This is a genomic window from Paracoccus sp. S3-43 (assembly GCF_029027965.1).
In the GTDB taxonomy this organism is placed as follows: domain Bacteria; phylum Pseudomonadota; class Alphaproteobacteria; order Rhodobacterales; family Rhodobacteraceae; genus Paracoccus.
On record NZ_CP119082.1, the window covers coordinates 2,928,003 to 2,945,215 of the forward strand.

Below are 17,213 nucleotides of genomic sequence, written 5' to 3' on the forward strand. Positions count from 1 at the left end.
CCCTATTCCGCCGCGATGCGGGCTTCGCCGGTCAGGTATCCGGCGATGGATTCGGCGGCCTCGCGCCCGTCGCGGATCGCCCAGACGACCAGGCTCGCGCCGCGCACGATGTCGCCCACGGCGAAGACTCCGGGCAGGCTGGTCTGGTGGGTCTGGAAATTGGCCTTGATGGTGCCCCAGCGGGTGACCTCCAGCCCGTCGACGCCCCACAGCCTGGGCAGATCCTCGGGCTCGAAACCCAGGGCCTTGATGACCAGATCGGCGGGTTCGTCGTAATCGGCACCCTCGATCAGTTCGGGCGTCTGGCGGCCCGACACGTCCGGCGCGCCAAGCCGCATCTTCTGGACGCGGACCTGCGCGATCTGCGCCAGCCTGCCTGTCGGGCCGTCCACATCGGCTTCCTGCGCCTGCATGGCAACGCCGGGGACATGGCCGATGAAGGAACCGGGCGCCGACATCCAGACGAATTCGACGCCTTCTTCCTCGGCGTTCTGGACCTCGCGCTGCGACCCCGGCATGTTGGCGCGGTCGCGGCGATACAGGCATTTCACCGACAGCGCGCCCTGGCGGATCGCGGTGCGCACGCAGTCCATCGCGGTGTCGCCGCCGCCGATGACGATCACGCGCTTGCCCCGCGCATTCAGCTCGCCATCCTCGAAATCGGGCACCTCGTCGCCGAACTCGACCCTGTTCGAAGCCGTCAGATAGTCGATGGCGCGGACCACGCCGCCCGCATCGGCGTTGTCGATGTCAAGATCGCGGGTCTTGTAGACGCCCGTCGCGATCAGCACCGCGTCATGCTTGCCCCGGATGGCGTCGAAGCTGATGTCCTGGCCCACGTCGCAGTTCAGCACGAAGTCCACGCCGCCATCCTGCAACAGCACGTTGCGGCGCATCACCACGTCCTTTTCCAGCTTGAAGCCGGGGATGCCATAGGTCATCAGCCCGCCCGCGCGGTCATAGCGGTCATAGACGGTGACCTGGAAGCCCTGGCGGCGCAGCATGTCCGCCGCCGCCAGCCCGCCCGGCCCCGCACCGATGATGCCGACGCTTTCGGACCGTTCCATCACCGGGGCGGCGGGCTGGACCCAGCCGCGTTCCCAGGCGGTGTCGGTGATGTATTTCTCGATGGACCCGATGGTGACGGTGCCGTGGCCCGACTGCTCGATCACGCAGTTGCCTTCGCACAGCCGGTCCTGCGGGCAGATGCGGCCGCAGATTTCCGGGAAGGTGTTGGTCGCCTGGCTGACGCGATAGGCTTCCTCAAGCCGGCCTTCTGCGGTCAGGCGCAGCCAGTCGGGGATGTTGTTGTGCAGCGGGCAATGGCTCTGGCAATAGGGCACGCCGCACTGGCTGCACCGGCTCGCCTGCTCGGCCGCCTTGGCATCGGCGAATTCCCGGTAAATCTCGTGAAAGTCCTCGCTGCGTTCGGTTGCCGGGCGCTTGACCGGCATCTCGCGCGGGGTCGAGACGAATTTGAGCATCTTCTGCGTGGCCATGGCTGCGCGACCTTCCGGAACGGGAACTTGTGCAGCCGCAATAAACCAAGGCGGAAATCATTAAAAGTCAGCTATGCTGACCTAAACCCCATATTTTTGGCGCGCAGGGCAAATAAATGGCGGCTGCCCGCCATAATTAGGTCAGCAAAGCTTACCAACCAGCCCAAAGCGCCAGCAAAACCACGCAGCCCACCACGATCCGCCACCAGCCGAACAGGGCATAGCCATGCTGCGACACATGGTTCAGCAGCCAGCGCACCACCACCAGCGCGCTCAGAAGGGCCGCGATGAAGCCGATGGCGATATTGCCCAGGGCGCTTGCATCCAGGATGTCGCGGTTCTTGAACAGATCCAGGGCAAAGGCCCCCAGCATCGTCGGCATCGCCAGGAAGAACGAAAATTCGGCCGCCGCGCGCTTGTCCGCCCCCAGAAGCAGCCCGCCGACGATGGTCGCGCCGGACCGCGATACGCCGGGGATCATCGCAAGGCATTGGAACAGCCCGATCTTGAAGGCCATCGACAGGGGAAAATCCTCGGCCCGCGCATAGACGGGATGGTCGGCCCTGCGGTCCACCCACAGCAGCACGATCCCGCCCAGGATCAGCATCACCGCGATCAGCACCGGCGTCTCGAACAGCACCGACTTGATGAAGCCATGCGCCAGAAGCCCGATCACCACGGCGGGCGTGAAGGCCAGCAGCACCGCGCCGACAAAGCGCCGGGCGGCGGGGTCGCGGGGCGCGGCCGACAGGATCTGGATGATCCGCGCGGAATAGACGCCCAGGATCGCCAGCAGCGCCCCAAGCTGGATCAGCACCTCGAACGACCGGCCGGGCGAATCGAAGCCCAGGAAATGCCCGGCCAGCAGGATATGCCCGGTCGAGGACACCGGAATGAACTCGGTCAGCCCTTCGAGAACCCCGAGGATCGCGGCGGCAATGGTGTTGTCGGACATCATTCGGCGCGCAGGTTCTTGGCCGACTGCTTGATCGCGTCGTATTGCCCCGAGGGGCGGAACCGCCACAGATAGTCCTCGATCACCGCTTCCGCCGCGACGGGCTGGATGCCCAGATCGGCAAAGCCGCGCGCGCCCGCCGAGACCACGTTGTCGGCGCGCAGCAGGGCGATCTGGTCGCGCGTCAGGATGGAATTGGTGAACAGCCCGCCGGTCAGAAGCTGCGCGAGGCCCAGCACCCGCGCGCCCAGCGTCGCGGCCCAGAAGGGCAGGTTCACCACCGCGCGCCTGCGCATCGTGGCGCGCAACACCTGCTCGGCCACCTCTTTCACGGTCATCACGTCGGGACCGCCCAGTTCATAGATGCCGGGCGCGGCCTCGCCGGTGGCGCCCTTGACGGCGGCCAGCGCCACGTCGTCGACGAAGACCGGCTGCATCCGCGTTCTGGCGCCGATCACCGGCAGCAGCGGGCCAAGTCGCGTCATCGCGGCGAAGCGGTTATAGAATGTGTCGCCCGGCCCGAACATGACCGAGGGCCGCAGGATCACCGCGTCGGGGCGATGCGTCAGCACCGCCGATTCGCCCCGCCCCTTGGCCGCGATATAGGGGCTGGCCGATTCGGGATCGACGCCCAGGCCCGAGATATGGACGATCCGCGCCACGCCCATCTCCGCCGACAGCCGGGCGACGCGTTCGGCGCCGTCCTGGAACACGGCCTGGAAGGTGCTCTTGCCTCTGGGCGCAAGGATGTTGACGCAGTTCACCACCGCATCGGCCCCGGCCATGGCGGCGCGCACCGACAGGTCGTCGCGGATGTTGCACAGCACCGGCTGGACCTGGCCCACCGCGCCATAGGTGCGGGTGAACAGCGCCTCGTCCGGGCGGCGCACGGCGATGCGCACGCGCCAGCCGTCCTTGGCCATCAGCCGCGCGACCTGCCGGCCGACAAAGCCCGATCCGCCGTAAATCGTGACCAGTTTCGCCATGGGCGTCCCGCCTCCTGAATGCCGATATCCGTCCGTTCCTTACCCAAGCGCGGGGCGCGCGGCAAGGCGGCGGCAGGCCCGCCGGGGCGGCGCGACAGTTTTTCGCAGGATTTCCGCGTCACCCCATTGACGCCCCCCGCGACTGGCTTTAGAGACCCGCCTCACACCAGTTGGCCCAGATGGCGGAATTGGTAGACGCGCACGGTTCAGGTCCGTGTGCCGCAAGGCGTGGAGGTTCGAGTCCTCTTCTGGGCACCATAAAAAGCCCCCGGAAAACTTCGGTTTTCCGGGGGCTTTTTGCTGTTGCGGACCCTGGCCAGGGGGCGGCCAGGGGGCGGGACGGTGCCCGCCCCGCCGATCTTAGAACTGCTTGCCGATGGCCCGGTCGACCGAGAAACGGCCGCCGCCATGGGCCACGAAATACAGCGTGATCGCCAGCCACAGCAGCGATTTTTCCGCGCCGCCGAAGCCCTCGGCCTGGGCGACCCAGTGGAAATAGGTGGTGACGCACAGCACGATGGAGGTGGCGAAGGCCGCCGGTCGGGTCAGCAGGCCCAGGGTCAGCAGCAGCCCGCCCAGGAATTCCGTCGCGGCCAGCAGCGGCGCCCAGAACCAGCCGGGATGGAAGCCCAGCCCCTCGACCATGCCCAGGGCGCCCATCGGCGCGTTGATCTTGGGCCAGCCATGGACCATGAAGGCAATCCCCGCGATCAGGCGCATGTACAGCACGCTCAGCGGCGACAGCGCGGCATAAAGCCCTTGCAGTTTAGGGATGATGAAGCGGGTGTCGGTGGTGGTGTCGTAATGGGTCATTGTCGATCTCCAGCAGCTTGCGACCGCCTGCTGCGGCGCAAGGATAACGGCGTCAGCCCCGAAGGGCAGGATTGAGGCAGTCAGGAAGATCGGGCCTGTGGCGGGCGCCAGGGACAAGTCCCGCGGGCATCGGCCGGCACCGCCGCGCCGAAGGCCGTGACGACCCGGAAACCCGGCCGCGCCGGTTCCGCGCCGCCGCCACCGGGCGCCAGGCAGACGAAGCAGAGGCCCGGTTTCTTGGCCGTCTCGGCCTGGCTGCCGGGCAGGGCCGCCGCATAGCACATGTCGTCGGCGCGGATCTGGGCGCTGCATGGAGGCCGCGCGATCTCCGCGCTTGCCACCGCGACGGACATCGCCAGAAGCGAGACCATCAGCATCAATGTGGCAAGAACTTTCATCCAACAGGGCCGGATCGTTGCGGATGGCCCCGCTATGCCGCAGCGGGGCTTGGGCGATCAAGCCTTTTCCACCTTCCTCGTTCACAATGGTGAAACCTGCGGCTAGCATGGTCGGCACAAGGACATCCTGCACGGAAGGGAAAACCATGTCGGAACTGATCGTGATCGCCTTCGACGACGAGGCCACCGGATTCGAGCTGCGCGCCGAACTGGTGAAGATGCAGCGCGACTATCTGATCGAGATGGAGGACGCGGTCGTCGTCACCCGCCGGGCCGAGGACGACATCCAGCTGCATCAGGCGGTGAACCTGACCGCCGCGGGCGCGCTTGGCGGCGGCTTCTGGGGGACGCTGGTGGGGCTGGTGTTCCTGAACCCGCTGATCGGGGCGGCGGTCGGCGCGGCCTCGGGCGCGCTTGCCGGGCGGCTGACCGATATCGGCATCAACGACGACTTCATGCGCGACACGGCCCGCGCCCTGCCGCCGGGCGGGTCGGCGGTCTTCGTGCTGCTGCGCAAGATGACCGCCGACAAGGTGCTGGACCGGCTGCAATCCTTCCACCGCCGGGGCCGGGTCTTGCAGACCTCGCTGTCCCGGCAGGACGAGGACCGGCTGCGCGACGCGCTGTCGGGCGATGCCGCCCCGGTGCCCCCGGCGCCCCCGGCGACGCCCCCCGCCACGGGCGCTTGACGCAAGGCGGGCCTGCGTGGGACATGGCACGCCATGGTCCTGCGCATCCTGTTCAGCCCCCCCGCCGAGGATCCGGCCTCGACGCTGCGCCGGGTCCGCTGGCGCCCGCTGCGGCGCCTGCTGACCTGGGCGCGCTGGCTGGCCCTGCGGTTCCTGGCGCTGATGCTGGCCCTGGTGATGTTCTATGCCCTGGTCAACCCGCCGACCACCTGGACCGTCGTGGCCGAGGCGACCGCGCCGCGCCGCTGGGTGGACATCGACGACATCGCCCCGGTCATGCGCCGGTCGGTGGTCGCGGCCGAGGATGCGAATTTCTGCCTGCACTGGGGCTTCGACATGGTGGAAATCCGCCGGGTCGTGGCCTCGGGGTCGTCGCGCGGCGCATCGACGCTGACCCAGCAGACCGCCAAGAACGTGTTCCTGTGGCAGGGCCGCAGCTGGACGCGCAAGGTTCTGGAAACCGCCTTCACCCCGATGATCGAGGCCTTCTGGTCCAAGCGCCGCATCCTTGAGGTCTATCTGAACGTGGCCGAGTTCGGCCCCGGCATCTTCGGGATCGGCGCGGCGGCCCGCGACTATTACGGCACCACGCCCGACAAGCTGACCGCGGTGCAGGCCGCGCGCCTTGCCGCCGTCCTGCCCGCGCCCAAGACCCGCAGCCCGGCGCGGGCCTCGGCCCGGTCCCGCGCCATCGCGGACGGCGCGGCGACGATCGCGCGCGACGGGCGCGCCGATTGCCTGTAAGGGCCGCGCCTTCCGGTTGAAACGGGGCGGGCGCGGGCTTATCAAGGCCCGATTGCACGGCAAGGAATCCTGAAGCAGGCGATGAATACCAACACCCAGACCACCCGGCTTTACCATTCGGCCCTGTCGCCCTTCTGCCGCAAGGTGCGGCTGGTGCTGGCCGAAAAGAAGATCGAGGTCGAACTGGTCGAGGAGCGTTACTGGGAAAGCCCGCCCGACCTGAAGCGCCGCAATCCGGCCGGAAAGCTGCCGGTGCTGCGCCATCGCGGCAACATGCTGGCCGAAAGCCAGGCGATCATCGAATACCTGGACGAGGCCATCCCCTCGCCCGCGCTGATGCCCTCGACGCCGCTGGAACGCCACGAGGTGCGCAGGCTGTGCGCCTGGTTCGACGACAAGTTCAACGACGAGGTGACGGTCCCGATCCTGACCGAGCGGGTCTGGAAGAAGATCACCCGTCAGGGCTATCCCGACAGCCGCGTGGTCAAGGACGGGCTGCGCGCGATCAAGGAGCATATCGACTATCTGACGACGCTGCTGGAAACCCGCCGCTGGCTGGCGGGCAACAGCCTGTCGCTGGCCGATTTCACGGCGGCCGCGCATTTTTCCTGCCTGGATTACATCTCGGACGTGGACTGGGACCGCTCCGAGGTGCTGCGCGACTGGTATGCGACGATCAAGTCGCGCCCGGCCTTCCGGTCGGTGCTGGCCGATCAGGTGCCGGGGATCCATCCGGCCCCCCATTATGCCGAGCTTGACTTTGGATAAGGCCGGGGGCGCTTCGCCCCCCGGACCCCCCGAGGATATTTGGGCCAAGATGAAAGAGCGTCTGGCGGCCGAGGCAGAGGCGGTCGGTTTTTCCCGGATGCGCATCACGACGCCGGACGCGGTGCCGCAGGTGGCCGGGCGGTTGCAGCAGTTCCTGGATACCGGGCGGCACGGGCAGATGGGCTGGATGGCCGAACGGGCCCATTGGCGCGGCGATCCTGCGGCGCTTTGGCCCGAGGCGAAATCGGTGATCGTCGTGGCCGAGCTATACACCCCCGACCACGATCCGCTGGCGGTTCTGGACCAGCCCGACCGGGCGGCGATCAGCGTCTATGCCCAAGGACGCGATTATCACGACCTGGTCAAGAAGCGGCTGAAGCGGCTGGGCCGCTGGCTGCTGGAGCAGGCGCCGGGCGAAGAGATCAAGGTCTTCGTCGATACCGCGCCGGTCATGGAAAAGCCGCTGGCGCAGGCGGCGGGGCTGGGCTGGCAGGGCAAGCACACCAACCTGCTGTCGCGCGATCTGGGAAGCTGGTTCTTCCTGGGGTCGATCTTCACCACCGTCCCCCTGCCCGCCGACGCGCCCGAGATCTCGCATTGCGGATCCTGCCGCGCCTGCCTGGACGCCTGCCCGACCGGCGCCTTTCCGGCGCCCTATCAGCTGGACGCGCGGCGCTGCATCTCTTACCTGACCATCGAACACAAGGGCCCGGTCGATCCCGAACTGCGCCCGCTGCTGGGCAACCGCATCTATGGCTGCGACGACTGCCTGGCGGTCTGTCCCTGGAACAAGTTCGCCCAGGCCGGGTCCGAGATGCGCTATCGCGGCATCGTCGCCGCCCCGCCGCTGGCGGAGTTGGCGGTGCTGGACGACGCGGGCTTTCGCGACCGGTTTTCCGGCAGCCCGATCAAGCGCATCGGGCGCGATCGGTTCGTGCGCAACGTGCTGTATGCGATCGGCAATTCGGGCGATGCGGGGCTGGCCCCCGTGGCGCGCGGGCTGGCGGGGGATCCCGATCCCACTGTCGCCGATGCCGCCCGCTGGGCTGCTGGGCGGCTGGCGCGGGCCTGACGGGCCGCAGTGACTGGCATCATCGACATAGCCCAGGGCGATGGCGCGCAGATCCAGCCGGTCTTCAGATATCGAAGGCCAAGGGCCCGTACAGGATCAGGCCCGGCTGGGACACCTCGGCCGCCTGCATCATCCGCGCCAGCCCGTCGACGGTCGTGCGGACCAGCCGCTGATGGGGATGGCCCACGGATTGCGCGAACAGCGCGGGCGTGTCGCCGGGCAGGCCATGGGCGCGCAGTCCGGCGGCCAGTTCGGGAAAGCTGCGCTGGCCCATGAAGACCACGGTCGTGACCGCCGGATCGGCGATGGCCGCCCAGTTGATGTCGCCCGGCAACTGCCCGGTCACGTCGGCGCCGGTGATGAACTGCACCCGCCGCGCGGTCAGCCGCCGGGTCAGCGGGATCCCCGCCGCCGCCGCCGCCGCACTGGCCGAGGTGACGCCGGGCACGATCTCGAACGGGATGCCCGCCGCCGCCAGCGCCACCAGCTCCTCCTCCAGCCGGCCGAAGAACCCGGCATCGCCCGATTTCAGCCGCACCACCCGAAGCCCGGCCTGGGCATGTTCGACCAGCAGCGCATTGACGTGATCCTGCCGGGCCGAGGGGCGGCCCGCGCGCTTGCCCACCGCGATCAGTTCGGCCTGGGGGCCGGCGTGGTCCAGCACCGGGCCGGATGCCAGGTCGTCGTAAAGCACCACCTGAGCCTCGGCTAGGCGGCGGGCGGCCTTGATCGTCAGCAGTTCGGGATCGCCCGGCCCGGCCGAGACCAGGGACACGAAACCGGGATGGGCGGCGGGATCAGGCAAGGGGGCGGCTTTCGTCCGGGGTTTCCCCGCTATACCACCCATGCCGGGCCAGGCAATCTGCGGCGGCGAAACTTTCGCCGCCGCGAACCGGGTTCCGCGACCTGAACGAAAGATGCGCAATGACCGTCATCCGCTGGTTTCGCCGCGTGCTGCGCCTGGACGACCGGGCCGCGCTTGCCGCCGCCGCGCAAGCGGGGCCGGTGATCCCCCTGGTGATCCTGGACCCGGCCCAGGCCCGTTCCAGGCGCATCATCCCTCCATCCCGAAGGACGCGCCCGTCGCCGCCGTGAGCCACCCGGCATGGGCGAGACGACGAAGGCGACGGCAGCCAGCAGGACAAGGTTCGGAAGGATGATGCGCATGGTACAGGCCTGGGTCGCGGTTGCGGATCTAGAGCGCGTTGCGTTTAATCGGTTTCATATCCTGCGGCGATGAAGAAGTTGTAGCATTCCTCAACGGTGAAGAACTCGCAGACCTGCCCGACAGCTTGCCATAAAGCCTCGTAGGTTCGAGCGGCGGCTCTCCGGATCAGCGCCTTGAGTTTCGCGAATTTGAGGGCGTGAACGCCATTGGTCCGAGTGAACGCCCGAATGATCTCGATGGGGTTCAGATCCGGGCTGTAGGGAGGCAAGCATAAGAACCACGCGCCGACGGCGCTCATGGTCGCCGCTGCCTTGGGGCTCTTGTGCGATGACAGGTTATCCGGAATGATCACATCGCCCGGTCGCAGTGTCGGGGCCAGTTGGGTCTCGACATAGAGCTCGAACAGTTTGCGGTTCATGGCACCGTCGATCACCCAGGGCGCATCCAGCCGGTCATGGCGCAGCGCGGCGATGAAGGGTTGAGTGTTCCAGTGGCCGAAGGGCACATGGTCGACAAGGCGCGCGCCTTTTGGAGACCATCCGGTGGCCTTGGCCATGTTCGTCTTCAGCGACGTCTCGTCGGTGAAACCAATGCGCGTCAAGGCGTTGCGCATGAACGGTTGGCGTCGTGCGATCCAGAAATGGCGTGCCTGCCGGATCTCAGGCCGCTTCCGTTCGACGGCTTGCAGGTCTTTTTTCGTGTGTCAGCCCGAGACCGCGCAAAAACCGCCAAACCGAGACACGGTGAATGGCGGTCCCGTGATGATCCGCCAGTTCGCCGACCAGGTCGTTCAGTGTCAGATCGGGTTTCGCCTGCATTCGCGCGGTGATCCAGTCCCGCACGCCAACCAATTTGCCATGACCACCACCATTGCCCTGCGCGCGCGGCTCCAGCCCGCCCGTCTCGCGCTTCAGGATCACCATGTCGTTGACGAACTTCACCGAAACCCGGAACCGCGCAGCGGCTGAACGGTGCGAGTTCCCTTCCTCCACAAACGCCACAACGCGTTCCCGGAGTGCCATAGGATGCGATCTGCCCATATCATCCCTCCACCTGTCATGTGGGCAGGGAATCACAGATCAAGCCACAGGGGTATCCTGAATCGGGAAAGCAGCAACGCGCTCTAATGCTTTTCTTCCAGTGGGCAGAAACATCATCATTCAGGCAGGGAGGTGAGAGATGAGGAAATTTCGATGCCGGTTCCGGTCGCCCGTCGATTGGCTTCGCTAGCACACGGGGGGGCGGAACGGCAACCATGGATCGCGAAGTCACGGCGAGGGTGAGCCTAAAGGAAAGCAAACACTTGCGCAGCCAACGCAAACTCGACGACCTGTGCCTCGATGGTCATTGAGATGCTCCTCGCTCCGCCATCCGGCTGCTTCTTGTCCGTTACGAGGACGCAGGCAGGGTGATCGCTGCAACGCGCATCAACGACCGCTTCGTCGGAGTCGCCGCGAGCGCCATGCTACACCGCCGTCAGGCTGATGGAGGCGGCATGATCGGGTCTGGCACCGGTGTCCGGGTTTAGTCCTTCCGCCCTTACCACCGACTACTCGGCCTTCAGCAGCGTCCAGCTCTCCACACCGAACCCCTGTGCCACGCGATATAGGTTGTCGATAGAGATATTTTGCTCTGACCGCTCGACCGCGCTGAGGTAGGTCCGGTTCAACCCACATTCATGCGCCAAATACTCCTGTGACCAGCCGCGCTCGGCCCGCAGCCTGCGCATGTTGCGCGCCACGATGTCTCGCAGAGGGCTTCTGGGGGTCGTCTTCATACACAATGCTATTGTGCGTCGACGCTTTTAATTCTACCTGTTTTAACATTCATTCGACATCAAGGAGCTAACCGATGCCCCGCCAATGTCCGCATTGCATGACCGAGATGCACGCCGAGGCCTAGACCTGCCCAGCTTGCGGGGCGATCCGGGGGGTGTGGGGCCGCTCGACGCTGGACGGCCGCAGCGCCGAGGCGGGCGAACGGGTCAGCATCCTGTTCTCGAATGGCGAGAATCTGGATTTCGTGGCAGACGGTGGCGACATCTTGCTGAGCAATTTCGACACGGCTGGGATGGGTGTGACCAACCTCTTCGTCCACAACGTCCGACAGGCGGAATGGGTCGAAATCGGCTTGGGCGGCAAGCGCCACCGCTTCAGCCTCGCCGGATCGGCGGCAGTGCTGGACGCGATCCGGCCGTGGATGACGGAAGACAAGCAGTGACCTCCCATGGGACCATACACGCAACCAACGGATATCGGCGCAGTGGGCCTGACTACCTGAACAGCCCGGGCATGGTGACGTTCACCATCAGCCGGGTCGTGATGGCCAAGATGACGATCGGCCGCCCCCTCAGCTGGAATAGGTTACGGGCGCGGCTGATGCATATCGCTGAAGGAGATACCGCCGATCTGCCGGCGGGCGTGAATGCAGAGATGGCATTGGCGGCCCTGCGATATCTTCCAGGACCTCCGGGCGCTTCCGTGGGAAGAGCTGAGGGCAGGAACCTGATGCGCTGAACGAGGGTTTCCGCCTAAGAAATGCTCAGGCGAGGTTCGGGCCACCGCCACCGCCACCGCCTCGCCGGATCAGCGGCAGCGCTCGATACGACCCAGCGACAAATGACAGGAGATCATGATGACCCTGCAACTGTTCAAAGGCGAACTGCCCGCATCGATCTTCCAGTCGGATGAGGTCAAGGCACGCAACTGGTGGGCCGCGCTGACCGAACCGGAGCAGGAAGAGCGCATCTACGACCTCACCCAGGTGCTGGAATTCTACGGTATCGACCTGCCCGACAGCGATGAGCGCTGGAGGATGGCCTGCTGGGAAAGCGAATTCGCCTGACCCCGTCCCTACGGCCCGTCGTGATGCGAGCGGGCCGGGGCCAGGCTGCGCGCAAACCGCATTCCGACCGCCCCCACGAGGCTGGGGCGGAAAGCGGTTTGCGGCCGCCCAACGGGCGGCACCCTTCAAGCCGCCGCCGGTCAAAAATCTCCCATCTCCAACCCGGCTTGGCTGCGCTGGCGCTGCACCGTTGGTGTCCTGCACAAGCCCCAGAAAATGGAGCGGGCCTTCCGGCAGCTGGGCTGATTGAAGTAAGCCCCGCAGAAAATGGGAACATCCTTCCAATTAACCTTGCAAATCGGGAATTTATATCCATAATTGCAAGGATGTTGATCGAGCGCCGTATCACCGCAACCGTGAAGTCCCTTCTGGACGACAGCCCCGCCGTTGCCCTGCTGGGGCCGCGCCAAGTGGGTAAGACCACGCTGGCGCAGGAGCTGAGGGAAGAGCGGCCGTCGCTCTATCTCGACCTCGAATCCAGCGCCGACCGGGCCAAGCTCTCGGACCCCGAACTCTACCTTTCGGCGCATGAGGACAAGCTGGTCATTCTCGATGAGGTCCAGCGCGTGCCGAACCTGTTCCAGAACCTGCGCGGCCTGATCGACCGGAGTCGGCGCAAGGGGCTGCGGGCGGGTCGGTTTTTGCTGCTCGGCTCGGCCTCCATCGACCTGCTGCGGCAATCCGGCGAGACGCTGGCGGGCCGGATCGCCTATGCCGAGCTTGCCCCCCTCGATACGCTGGAGGTTTCCGCTGCCGATCTGGATCGGCTCTGGCTCCGGGGCGGTTTCCCAGACAGCTTCCTCGCCCGCGACGATCAGGCCAGCCTGCGCTGGCGGCGCGACTTCATCCGCACCTATCTGGAGCGCGACATTCCCGCGCTCGGCCCCCGCATCGCGGCCGAGACGCTGCGGCGCTTCTGGACCATGCTGGCGAATCGGCAATCCGGCCTGTCGAACGCCGCCGAGCTGGCCCGCGCGCTTGGGGTCGATGCCAAGACCGTCGCCTCCTATCTCGACCTGCTGGTCGATCTGATGCTGGTGCGCCGCCTGGAGCCCTGGCACGCGAATATCGGCAAGCGGCTGGTCAAGTCCCCCCGCATCTATGTCCGCGACACCGGCATCCTGCATGCCCTTCTGGGGCTGGCGACACTGGATGACGTTCTCGGCCACCCTGTCGCGGGCGCCAGTTGGGAGGGGCTGATCATCGAGACCGCCCATGCCGTGATGCCTGCCGGCACTCAGGCCCAGTTCTACCGCAGCGGCGCGGGAGCCGAGGTCGATCTGGTGCTGATCCTGCCGGGCGGCGCGGTCTGGGCCGTCGAGGTCAAGCGCAATCTGGCGCCGAAGGTCGAGCGCGGCTTCCACTCGGCCTGCGAAGACCTGCAACCTGCGCGGCGGATCGTGGTCTATCCGGGGGACGAGGCTTTCCCGCTGCCGAACGGCATCGAGGTCATGTCGCTGCACCAGTTCGGGCAGGATCTGTTGGCACTTCATCCGTAAGCAATGCGGTCGCCCAGAGGGCGGTATGGGGGGATCGATCTTCTTCACGGGCGGAGAAAGCTGGGTACCGGGGCGCAGCACTTGGTCCGACATTTTGCGGGTGGTACGAAAGTACCGGGCCCCGCAAAATAATAGTCCGTCACTAATATTTAGCGAAATCGCAAAAGGTAGGCCACTCTGGGCTATGCGTTGGACGAGAATGCTGCCCGCATCCGCCTCGGTCAGATGCCCCCGGACAGATCGTCCAGGAAGGCCTGTTCGTCAGGCATACGGCGGAAGCCAGCGGCTCTGACCTGCGCCTGAAGCGCTGCAATTGGCCCGCCGGAGCTCGGCACCGGCTCGCTCACGGCCAGACTGTCGTAAAACCGGCGCTCTTTCGGCCCCATCGCACCCAGATCGGCGGCTGTCGCCAGTGCGTAGAGCCGGCAGCAGGCGCGGACGTCAAGCCGCGTGGCCATGGTCCTGTCGGCCGCGATCCGCGCCAGAACCGGATAATCGCTGAGCAGATAAGTCATCATCAAGCTCTCCACACCCAAGGGGCGCATAGGGGCACGGCCAGCACATGCACATGTGGGTGGGCTTCATCGAGATGCTCGACGATGCTCAGCACTTCGGCCTGGTTCCGAACCGCATCGTCCTTGGCGAAGGCGATCACGTCCTTGCGCCAGCGCAGGTAATCGGCCTCATCCATATCTTCGACCGGGTCGGGGAAACTGAACACGCTGCCGATCATCACATGCGTGTCCGAGCGGATGGTCTGCAGCGCCTCCTTTCGATCCGGCTGCTCCTTGCGCAACCGACGCAACTGCTTGTTCTGTTCGGCGATGCGCTGCTCGATTAACGCAACCACCTCCGAGGGCCGGATGCCTTCGAGGATGGCCGGCGGCTGTGGATTCCCGACATGCGGGCAGGCCCCGTCCAGCCGCTCGGCCTCATCCGCGACCTCGCTGACAGACCTGCTCTTGCTGTTACCCTTGCGCGAATAGGTCTGCTTGTGCGCGAAGATGGATTTCCCGGTACGCTCAGACATAACGCAATCCCTCGCTGAAGCCTGCGGCGCGCACTTGGCTGTGGGAAACCAGCTCCAGGTACAGCGCCATGCGGACCTGCCCAACGCTCAGGGTCCGGCACAGGGGATGACGGGATTTGGATCCAGTCGGCAGTTTTGGCCGCATGTGCCGGGGTGGGCACCTGAGCGGGTTCCGGCTCGTCCTCGATGTAATCGCGCCAACGGCCCGCCCTGAACCAGTTATCAGAGAAGCAGACCTTTGAGCGCGTATAGCCTGCGGTCTCCAGCGCATAGCGCTTTACAGCCGAGAGAAGCTTTTCATGCCCGACCTCCTGAAGCGCGGCTTCGACATGGCGCAGACTGGATGCCTCGTCGCGACATCGGTCGGTTGGATAGGCCTTCAATATCTCCAGAGACTCTGCCGCCCCCTCGCGTGCGCACGCGCGCGAAGGTGGTTTATGGATGGTTTCAGGATGGTTTGGGGTCCGCTGTGGACGGGGTACCGGGTCCGCAGCGGACCCGGTTCCGGGTTCACGGTAGACCCCGTCCTCTGTGGACCCCGTCATCATCGGGTTCGGCAATACCCTCCAGGGTGCGGACGGCGGCAAGGGAAATGCGATAAACAACGGTGAAACCGTTCTTGCAGGCACGGCGGCCGGTCTCGATCAGGATGCCTTCCTTCAGGAACTCGTTGATCGTGCGCTTGACGGTGGTTTCGCCAAGCTCGGTATGCCGTTGGATCGTTCCCTTGGAACACCAGATGCCCAACCCGTCATCGCTGGCCTTGTCGGCCAGAAACATGATGATCTGCTTTCGGACCGGACTGCCGAAGCGCCGCCCGGCGCAAAGATCCGCAACCTTCCAACTCATGCCGCATCTCCCCACGGGGTTGCGCGGCGGGAAGCTGTGACATATTCTTTTGTCAGAAGACCTTTGACAGTGCCGTCGGATGGAGTGCCAGCTCCTCCGGCGGTTTTCTTTTGTGCAGGCGAGGCCCAAACTGCGGGACACCTGCGTCATAACCTATTGATTTGCATGCTGCCGCATTGCACGAATGCAGGACACCATTTCGTTGATTTCGTTCAGTTTTCAGAAGAAGTGGTGGGCGACCCTGGAATCGAACCAGGCATGGGTCTCCCCGGCGGAGTTACAGTCCGCTGCCGCACCTTGCAGCACGTCGCCCGCCGAGCCATTCGGCGTGGGGGGTCATTAACGGGCAGGGGCCGGGGCGTCAAGCGGATTTCCGGGCCTTGCGTCCGGGCTGCGGGACGCGCGATGAAGGGGCCAGCGACAAAGGATCCTGCGCATGTCCGAGCGACCGGGAAAGCCCAAGAAACCCGCCTGGGTGATCGACAAGGAACGCGCCCGCCGCGCGGGGGCCGCGGAAACCGTGTGGCTGTTCGGCCTGCACGCCGTGCGCGACGCGCTGGCCAATCCGGCGCGCGAAAAGCTGCGGCTGGTGGTGACGCCCAATGCCCTGGACCGGCTGGGCGAGCTTCACGGAGTCGTGCCGGACATCACCGATCCCCGCGTCTTCGGCAAGGCGGTGCCGCTGACCCCCGACAGCGTCCACCAGGGCGCCGCGCTGGAGGTGAAGCCGCTGAAATGGGGCGGTCTCAGCGATGTGGTGCTGCGGCAGGCGCCGGGCGAGCGGCGGCCGCTGCTGGTCGCGCTGGACCGCGTGACCGATCCGCACAACATCGGCGCCATCCTGCGGTCGGCCGAGGTGTTCGGCGCCCGCGCCGTCATCGCCCCCGCCCGTCATTCGGCCCCCGAAACCGGCGCGCTGGCCAAGACCGCCTCGGGCGCGTTGGAGCGGCAGCCCTATCTGCGCGTCCCCAACCTGGCCGAGGCGCTGTCGCAGTTGAAGGGCATGGGCTTCACGCTGATCGGGCTGGACGGGACCGGCGACACCCCCCTGCCCGACCTGCTGGCCACCCTGCCCGGCCGCGCCCTGTGCCTGGTCCTGGGCGCCGAGGGTCCGGGGATGCGCGACCTGACGCTGAAAAGCTGCGATCACGTTGCGCGGATTCCCTTTGCCGCCGATTTCGGGTCGCTGAACGTCTCGAACGCCGCGGCCGTGGGGCTGTATGCGGCCAGCACGGCATAGGGATCACATCCCTGCGACAATCGGCGCGGCGGCGTTGAGAATCGGGTCCGGTGCTGCCAATGAGGCATCCTGCCGCCACAAAACCGCCCGATCCATGAAACCGCTGCTTCTTTCGCTGATCCTGACCTCGGCCCCCGTCCTGCCGGCGATCGCCCAGGACTGGGCCATCGACGGGCTGGACGCGGTGGGCTTTCTGGAAAGCGGCCGCCCGGTCCCCGGACGGGGCGACATTTCGACGCTGTGGAAAGGCCAGGTCTGGCATTTCGCGACCGAGGAGAACCGCAGCCGGTTCGAAGCCGATCCGCGCAGCTTTGCCCCGGCCTTCGGCGGTCTCTGCCCCGTCGCCTTGGCCGAAGGACGGCGGGTGGCGGGCGATCCGCGTCATGTCCTGATCATCGGCAACAGACTATATCTGGTGGGATCCGGCAAGGCAGCCCGCAAGTTGCAGCAGGCCCCGCGCGACATTCTGGCGCGCGCCCAGGAACGCTGGGAACGGTGACGCGGGTGCGGGCGAAATTCCATCACGAATTCGCGATATGTCTGGAACTTTTCGGGGGTGTTGCCCATTTACCATTTGGAACATGACCCCGGAACCGTCATGTTCAGATCACTGTCCCTCGTTCCGCGACTTGCGCCCGGCCAGAATTCTGGACCGGGCG

At 66.1% G+C, this 17,213-nt stretch carries 22 protein-coding genes and 2 tRNA genes; 11 read left to right on the plus strand and 13 right to left on the minus strand.

The features are described from left to right. Positions 1-2 precede the first annotated feature (2 nt). From PXD02_RS15150 to PXD02_RS15160, 3 genes are all read right to left on the minus strand, one after another. Positions 3-1,499 carry an NAD(P)-dependent oxidoreductase gene (locus PXD02_RS15150; RefSeq protein WP_275104657.1) on the minus strand — a complete coding sequence of 499 codons (1,497 nt, stop codon included), beginning with the start codon at positions 1,497-1,499 and terminating at the stop codon, positions 3-5. A 151-nt stretch (positions 1,500-1,650) separates the two neighbouring features. Then, a complete protein-coding gene (locus PXD02_RS15155; protein WP_473092088.1) occupies positions 1,651-2,454 on the minus strand; it encodes an undecaprenyl-diphosphate phosphatase in 804 nt (267 codons plus the stop codon). Next, complete coding sequence (locus PXD02_RS15160) at positions 2,454-3,440, minus strand: complex I NDUFA9 subunit family protein (protein ID WP_275104659.1); 987 nt, start codon at positions 3,438-3,440, stop codon at positions 2,454-2,456. The genes PXD02_RS15155 and PXD02_RS15160 overlap by 1 nt, the downstream gene beginning before the upstream one ends. Positions 3,441-3,613: 173 nt before the next feature. Here PXD02_RS15160 and PXD02_RS15165 point away from each other — a divergent pair. Further along, positions 3,614-3,698: transfer RNA gene (locus PXD02_RS15165), tRNA-Leu, on the plus strand. A gap of 102 nt (positions 3,699-3,800) precedes the next feature. On the opposite strand, the gene PXD02_RS15170 is transcribed toward PXD02_RS15165, so the two are convergent. Then, positions 3,801-4,253: a DoxX family protein gene (locus PXD02_RS15170; RefSeq protein WP_275104660.1), complete on the minus strand. Its 453-nt coding sequence runs from the start codon at positions 4,251-4,253 to the stop codon at positions 3,801-3,803. Positions 4,254-4,333: 80 nt separating this feature from the next. After that, a complete protein-coding gene (locus tag PXD02_RS15175; RefSeq protein WP_275104661.1) occupies positions 4,334-4,651 on the minus strand; it encodes a hypothetical protein in 318 nt (105 codons plus the stop codon). Between the two features lie 146 nt (positions 4,652-4,797). Here PXD02_RS15175 and PXD02_RS15180 point away from each other — a divergent pair, with 146 nt between their 5' ends. From PXD02_RS15180 to queG, 4 genes are all read left to right on the plus strand, one after another. Then, a complete protein-coding gene (locus PXD02_RS15180) occupies positions 4,798-5,340 on the plus strand; it encodes a DUF1269 domain-containing protein (RefSeq protein WP_275104662.1) in 543 nt (180 codons plus the stop codon). Positions 5,341-5,373: 33 nt separating this feature from the next. Beyond that, positions 5,374-6,084 carry a monofunctional biosynthetic peptidoglycan transglycosylase gene (mtgA, locus tag PXD02_RS15185; protein WP_275104663.1) on the plus strand — a complete coding sequence of 237 codons (711 nt, stop codon included), beginning with the start codon at positions 5,374-5,376 and terminating at the stop codon, positions 6,082-6,084. 81 nt (positions 6,085-6,165) lie between these two features. Beyond that, positions 6,166-6,852 (plus strand): FtsZ-binding protein FzlA, encoded by a 687-nt coding sequence (gene fzlA / locus PXD02_RS15190; protein WP_275104664.1) that lies wholly within the window; start codon positions 6,166-6,168, stop codon positions 6,850-6,852. Between the two features lie 49 nt (positions 6,853-6,901). Further along, complete coding sequence (gene queG, locus PXD02_RS15195; protein ID WP_275104665.1) at positions 6,902-7,924, plus strand: tRNA epoxyqueuosine(34) reductase QueG; 1,023 nt, start codon at positions 6,902-6,904, stop codon at positions 7,922-7,924. A 64-nt stretch (positions 7,925-7,988) separates the two neighbouring features. On the opposite strand, the gene cobA is transcribed toward queG, so the two are convergent. Beyond that, positions 7,989-8,729, minus strand: coding sequence for a uroporphyrinogen-III C-methyltransferase (gene cobA, locus PXD02_RS15200; protein WP_275104666.1), 741 nt, complete (start codon positions 8,727-8,729; stop codon positions 7,989-7,991). Between the two features lie 119 nt (positions 8,730-8,848). On the opposite strand from cobA, the gene PXD02_RS15205 reads away from it, so the two are divergent. Continuing rightward, positions 8,849-9,019: a deoxyribodipyrimidine photo-lyase gene (locus tag PXD02_RS15205; RefSeq protein WP_275104667.1), complete on the plus strand. Its 171-nt coding sequence runs from the start codon at positions 8,849-8,851 to the stop codon at positions 9,017-9,019. A gap of 116 nt (positions 9,020-9,135) precedes the next feature. On the opposite strand, the gene PXD02_RS15210 is transcribed toward PXD02_RS15205, so the two are convergent. The 3 genes from PXD02_RS15210 to PXD02_RS15220 all read right to left on the minus strand — a co-directional run bounded on the left by PXD02_RS15210 (position 9,136) and on the right by PXD02_RS15220 (position 10,869). Next, positions 9,136-9,705, minus strand: a complete 570-nt coding sequence (locus PXD02_RS15210) for a transposase (RefSeq protein WP_275104668.1) — start codon at positions 9,703-9,705, stop codon at positions 9,136-9,138. Positions 9,706-9,751: 46 nt separating this feature from the next. Then, positions 9,752-10,093, minus strand: coding sequence for a COG3415 family protein (locus tag PXD02_RS15215; RefSeq protein WP_275104669.1), 342 nt, complete (start codon positions 10,091-10,093; stop codon positions 9,752-9,754). Positions 10,094-10,641: 548 nt separating this feature from the next. Continuing rightward, positions 10,642-10,869, minus strand: a complete 228-nt coding sequence (locus PXD02_RS15220) for a helix-turn-helix domain-containing protein (protein ID WP_058097352.1) — start codon at positions 10,867-10,869, stop codon at positions 10,642-10,644. A 155-nt stretch (positions 10,870-11,024) separates the two neighbouring features. On the opposite strand from PXD02_RS15220, the gene PXD02_RS15225 reads away from it, so the two are divergent. The 3 genes from PXD02_RS15225 to PXD02_RS15235 all read left to right on the plus strand — a co-directional run bounded on the left by PXD02_RS15225 (position 11,025) and on the right by PXD02_RS15235 (position 13,435). After that, entirely contained in the window at positions 11,025-11,312 is a 288-nt protein-coding gene (locus tag PXD02_RS15225; RefSeq protein WP_275104670.1) for a hypothetical protein, read from the plus strand. A gap of 411 nt (positions 11,313-11,723) precedes the next feature. Continuing rightward, the gene (locus PXD02_RS15230) at positions 11,724-11,936 is read left to right on the plus strand and encodes a hypothetical protein (protein WP_275104671.1); all 213 of its coding nucleotides are present in this window, start codon (positions 11,724-11,726) and stop codon (positions 11,934-11,936) included. A 326-nt stretch (positions 11,937-12,262) separates the two neighbouring features. Then, positions 12,263-13,435: an ATP-binding protein gene (locus PXD02_RS15235; RefSeq protein ID WP_275104672.1), complete on the plus strand. Its 1,173-nt coding sequence runs from the start codon at positions 12,263-12,265 to the stop codon at positions 13,433-13,435. Positions 13,436-13,656: 221 nt separating this feature from the next. Here PXD02_RS15235 and PXD02_RS15240 read toward each other — a convergent pair whose 3' ends face one another. The 4 genes from PXD02_RS15240 to PXD02_RS15255 all read right to left on the minus strand — a co-directional run bounded on the left by PXD02_RS15240 (position 13,657) and on the right by PXD02_RS15255 (position 15,627). Then, complete coding sequence (locus PXD02_RS15240; RefSeq protein ID WP_275104673.1) at positions 13,657-13,953, minus strand: hypothetical protein; 297 nt, start codon at positions 13,951-13,953, stop codon at positions 13,657-13,659. Continuing rightward, complete coding sequence (locus PXD02_RS15245; protein ID WP_275104674.1) at positions 13,953-14,465, minus strand: plasmid recombination protein; 513 nt, start codon at positions 14,463-14,465, stop codon at positions 13,953-13,955. Before PXD02_RS15245 ends, PXD02_RS15240 begins: the two co-directional genes overlap by 1 nt. A gap of 510 nt (positions 14,466-14,975) precedes the next feature. After that, positions 14,976-15,245 (minus strand): hypothetical protein, encoded by a 270-nt coding sequence (locus PXD02_RS15250; protein ID WP_275104675.1) that lies wholly within the window; start codon positions 15,243-15,245, stop codon positions 14,976-14,978. A 298-nt stretch (positions 15,246-15,543) separates the two neighbouring features. Beyond that, positions 15,544-15,627 (minus strand) — tRNA-Tyr (locus PXD02_RS15255). 123 nt (positions 15,628-15,750) lie between these two features. Here PXD02_RS15255 and PXD02_RS15260 point away from each other — a divergent pair. Both PXD02_RS15260 and PXD02_RS15265 read left to right on the plus strand, forming a co-directional pair. Next, complete coding sequence (locus tag PXD02_RS15260) at positions 15,751-16,554, plus strand: TrmH family RNA methyltransferase (protein ID WP_275104676.1); 804 nt, start codon at positions 15,751-15,753, stop codon at positions 16,552-16,554. Positions 16,555-16,648: 94 nt separating this feature from the next. Beyond that, on the plus strand, positions 16,649-17,053 hold the full coding sequence (locus PXD02_RS15265) for a YHS domain-containing (seleno)protein (RefSeq protein WP_275104677.1): 405 nt from the start codon (positions 16,649-16,651) through the stop codon (positions 17,051-17,053). Positions 17,054-17,213: the final 160 nt, after the last annotated feature.

What these genes read in the sequence shown, in the direction of transcription:
- PXD02_RS15260 (WP_275104676.1), top strand. Translation starts at nt 15,751, where the DNA reads ATGTCCGAGCGACCGGGAAAGCCCAAGAAACCCGCCTGGGTGATCGAC.
- PXD02_RS15150 (WP_275104657.1), bottom strand. Translation starts at nt 1,499, where the DNA reads ATGGCCACGCAGAAGATGCTCAAATTCGTCTCGACCCCGCGCGAGATG.
- PXD02_RS15235 (WP_275104672.1), top strand. Translation starts at nt 12,263, where the DNA reads ATGTTGATCGAGCGCCGTATCACCGCAACCGTGAAGTCCCTTCTGGAC.
- PXD02_RS15245 (WP_275104674.1), bottom strand. Translation starts at nt 14,465, where the DNA reads ATGTCTGAGCGTACCGGGAAATCCATCTTCGCGCACAAGCAGACCTAT.
- PXD02_RS15210 (WP_275104668.1), bottom strand. Translation starts at nt 9,705, where the DNA reads ATGCGCAACGCCTTGACGCGCATTGGTTTCACCGACGAGACGTCGCTG.
- PXD02_RS15250 (WP_275104675.1), bottom strand. Translation starts at nt 15,245, where the DNA reads ATGTTTCTGGCCGACAAGGCCAGCGATGACGGGTTGGGCATCTGGTGT.
- PXD02_RS15220 (WP_058097352.1), bottom strand. Translation starts at nt 10,869, where the DNA reads ATGAAGACGACCCCCAGAAGCCCTCTGCGAGACATCGTGGCGCGCAAC.
- fzlA (WP_275104664.1), top strand. Translation starts at nt 6,166, where the DNA reads ATGAATACCAACACCCAGACCACCCGGCTTTACCATTCGGCCCTGTCG.
- PXD02_RS15265 (WP_275104677.1), top strand. Translation starts at nt 16,649, where the DNA reads ATGAAACCGCTGCTTCTTTCGCTGATCCTGACCTCGGCCCCCGTCCTG.
- PXD02_RS15205 (WP_275104667.1), top strand. Translation starts at nt 8,849, where the DNA reads ATGACCGTCATCCGCTGGTTTCGCCGCGTGCTGCGCCTGGACGACCGG.
- PXD02_RS15230 (WP_275104671.1), top strand. Translation starts at nt 11,724, where the DNA reads ATGATGACCCTGCAACTGTTCAAAGGCGAACTGCCCGCATCGATCTTC.
- PXD02_RS15240 (WP_275104673.1), bottom strand. Translation starts at nt 13,953, where the DNA reads ATGATGACTTATCTGCTCAGCGATTATCCGGTTCTGGCGCGGATCGCG.
- PXD02_RS15170 (WP_275104660.1), bottom strand. Translation starts at nt 4,253, where the DNA reads ATGACCCATTACGACACCACCACCGACACCCGCTTCATCATCCCTAAA.
- PXD02_RS15155 (WP_473092088.1), bottom strand. Translation starts at nt 2,454, where the DNA reads ATGTCCGACAACACCATTGCCGCCGCGATCCTCGGGGTTCTCGAAGGG.
- PXD02_RS15180 (WP_275104662.1), top strand. Translation starts at nt 4,798, where the DNA reads ATGTCGGAACTGATCGTGATCGCCTTCGACGACGAGGCCACCGGATTC.
- queG (WP_275104665.1), top strand. Translation starts at nt 6,902, where the DNA reads ATGAAAGAGCGTCTGGCGGCCGAGGCAGAGGCGGTCGGTTTTTCCCGG.
- PXD02_RS15160 (WP_275104659.1), bottom strand. Translation starts at nt 3,440, where the DNA reads ATGGCGAAACTGGTCACGATTTACGGCGGATCGGGCTTTGTCGGCCGG.
- PXD02_RS15175 (WP_275104661.1), bottom strand. Translation starts at nt 4,651, where the DNA reads ATGAAAGTTCTTGCCACATTGATGCTGATGGTCTCGCTTCTGGCGATG.
- mtgA (WP_275104663.1), top strand. Translation starts at nt 5,374, where the DNA reads ATGGTCCTGCGCATCCTGTTCAGCCCCCCCGCCGAGGATCCGGCCTCG.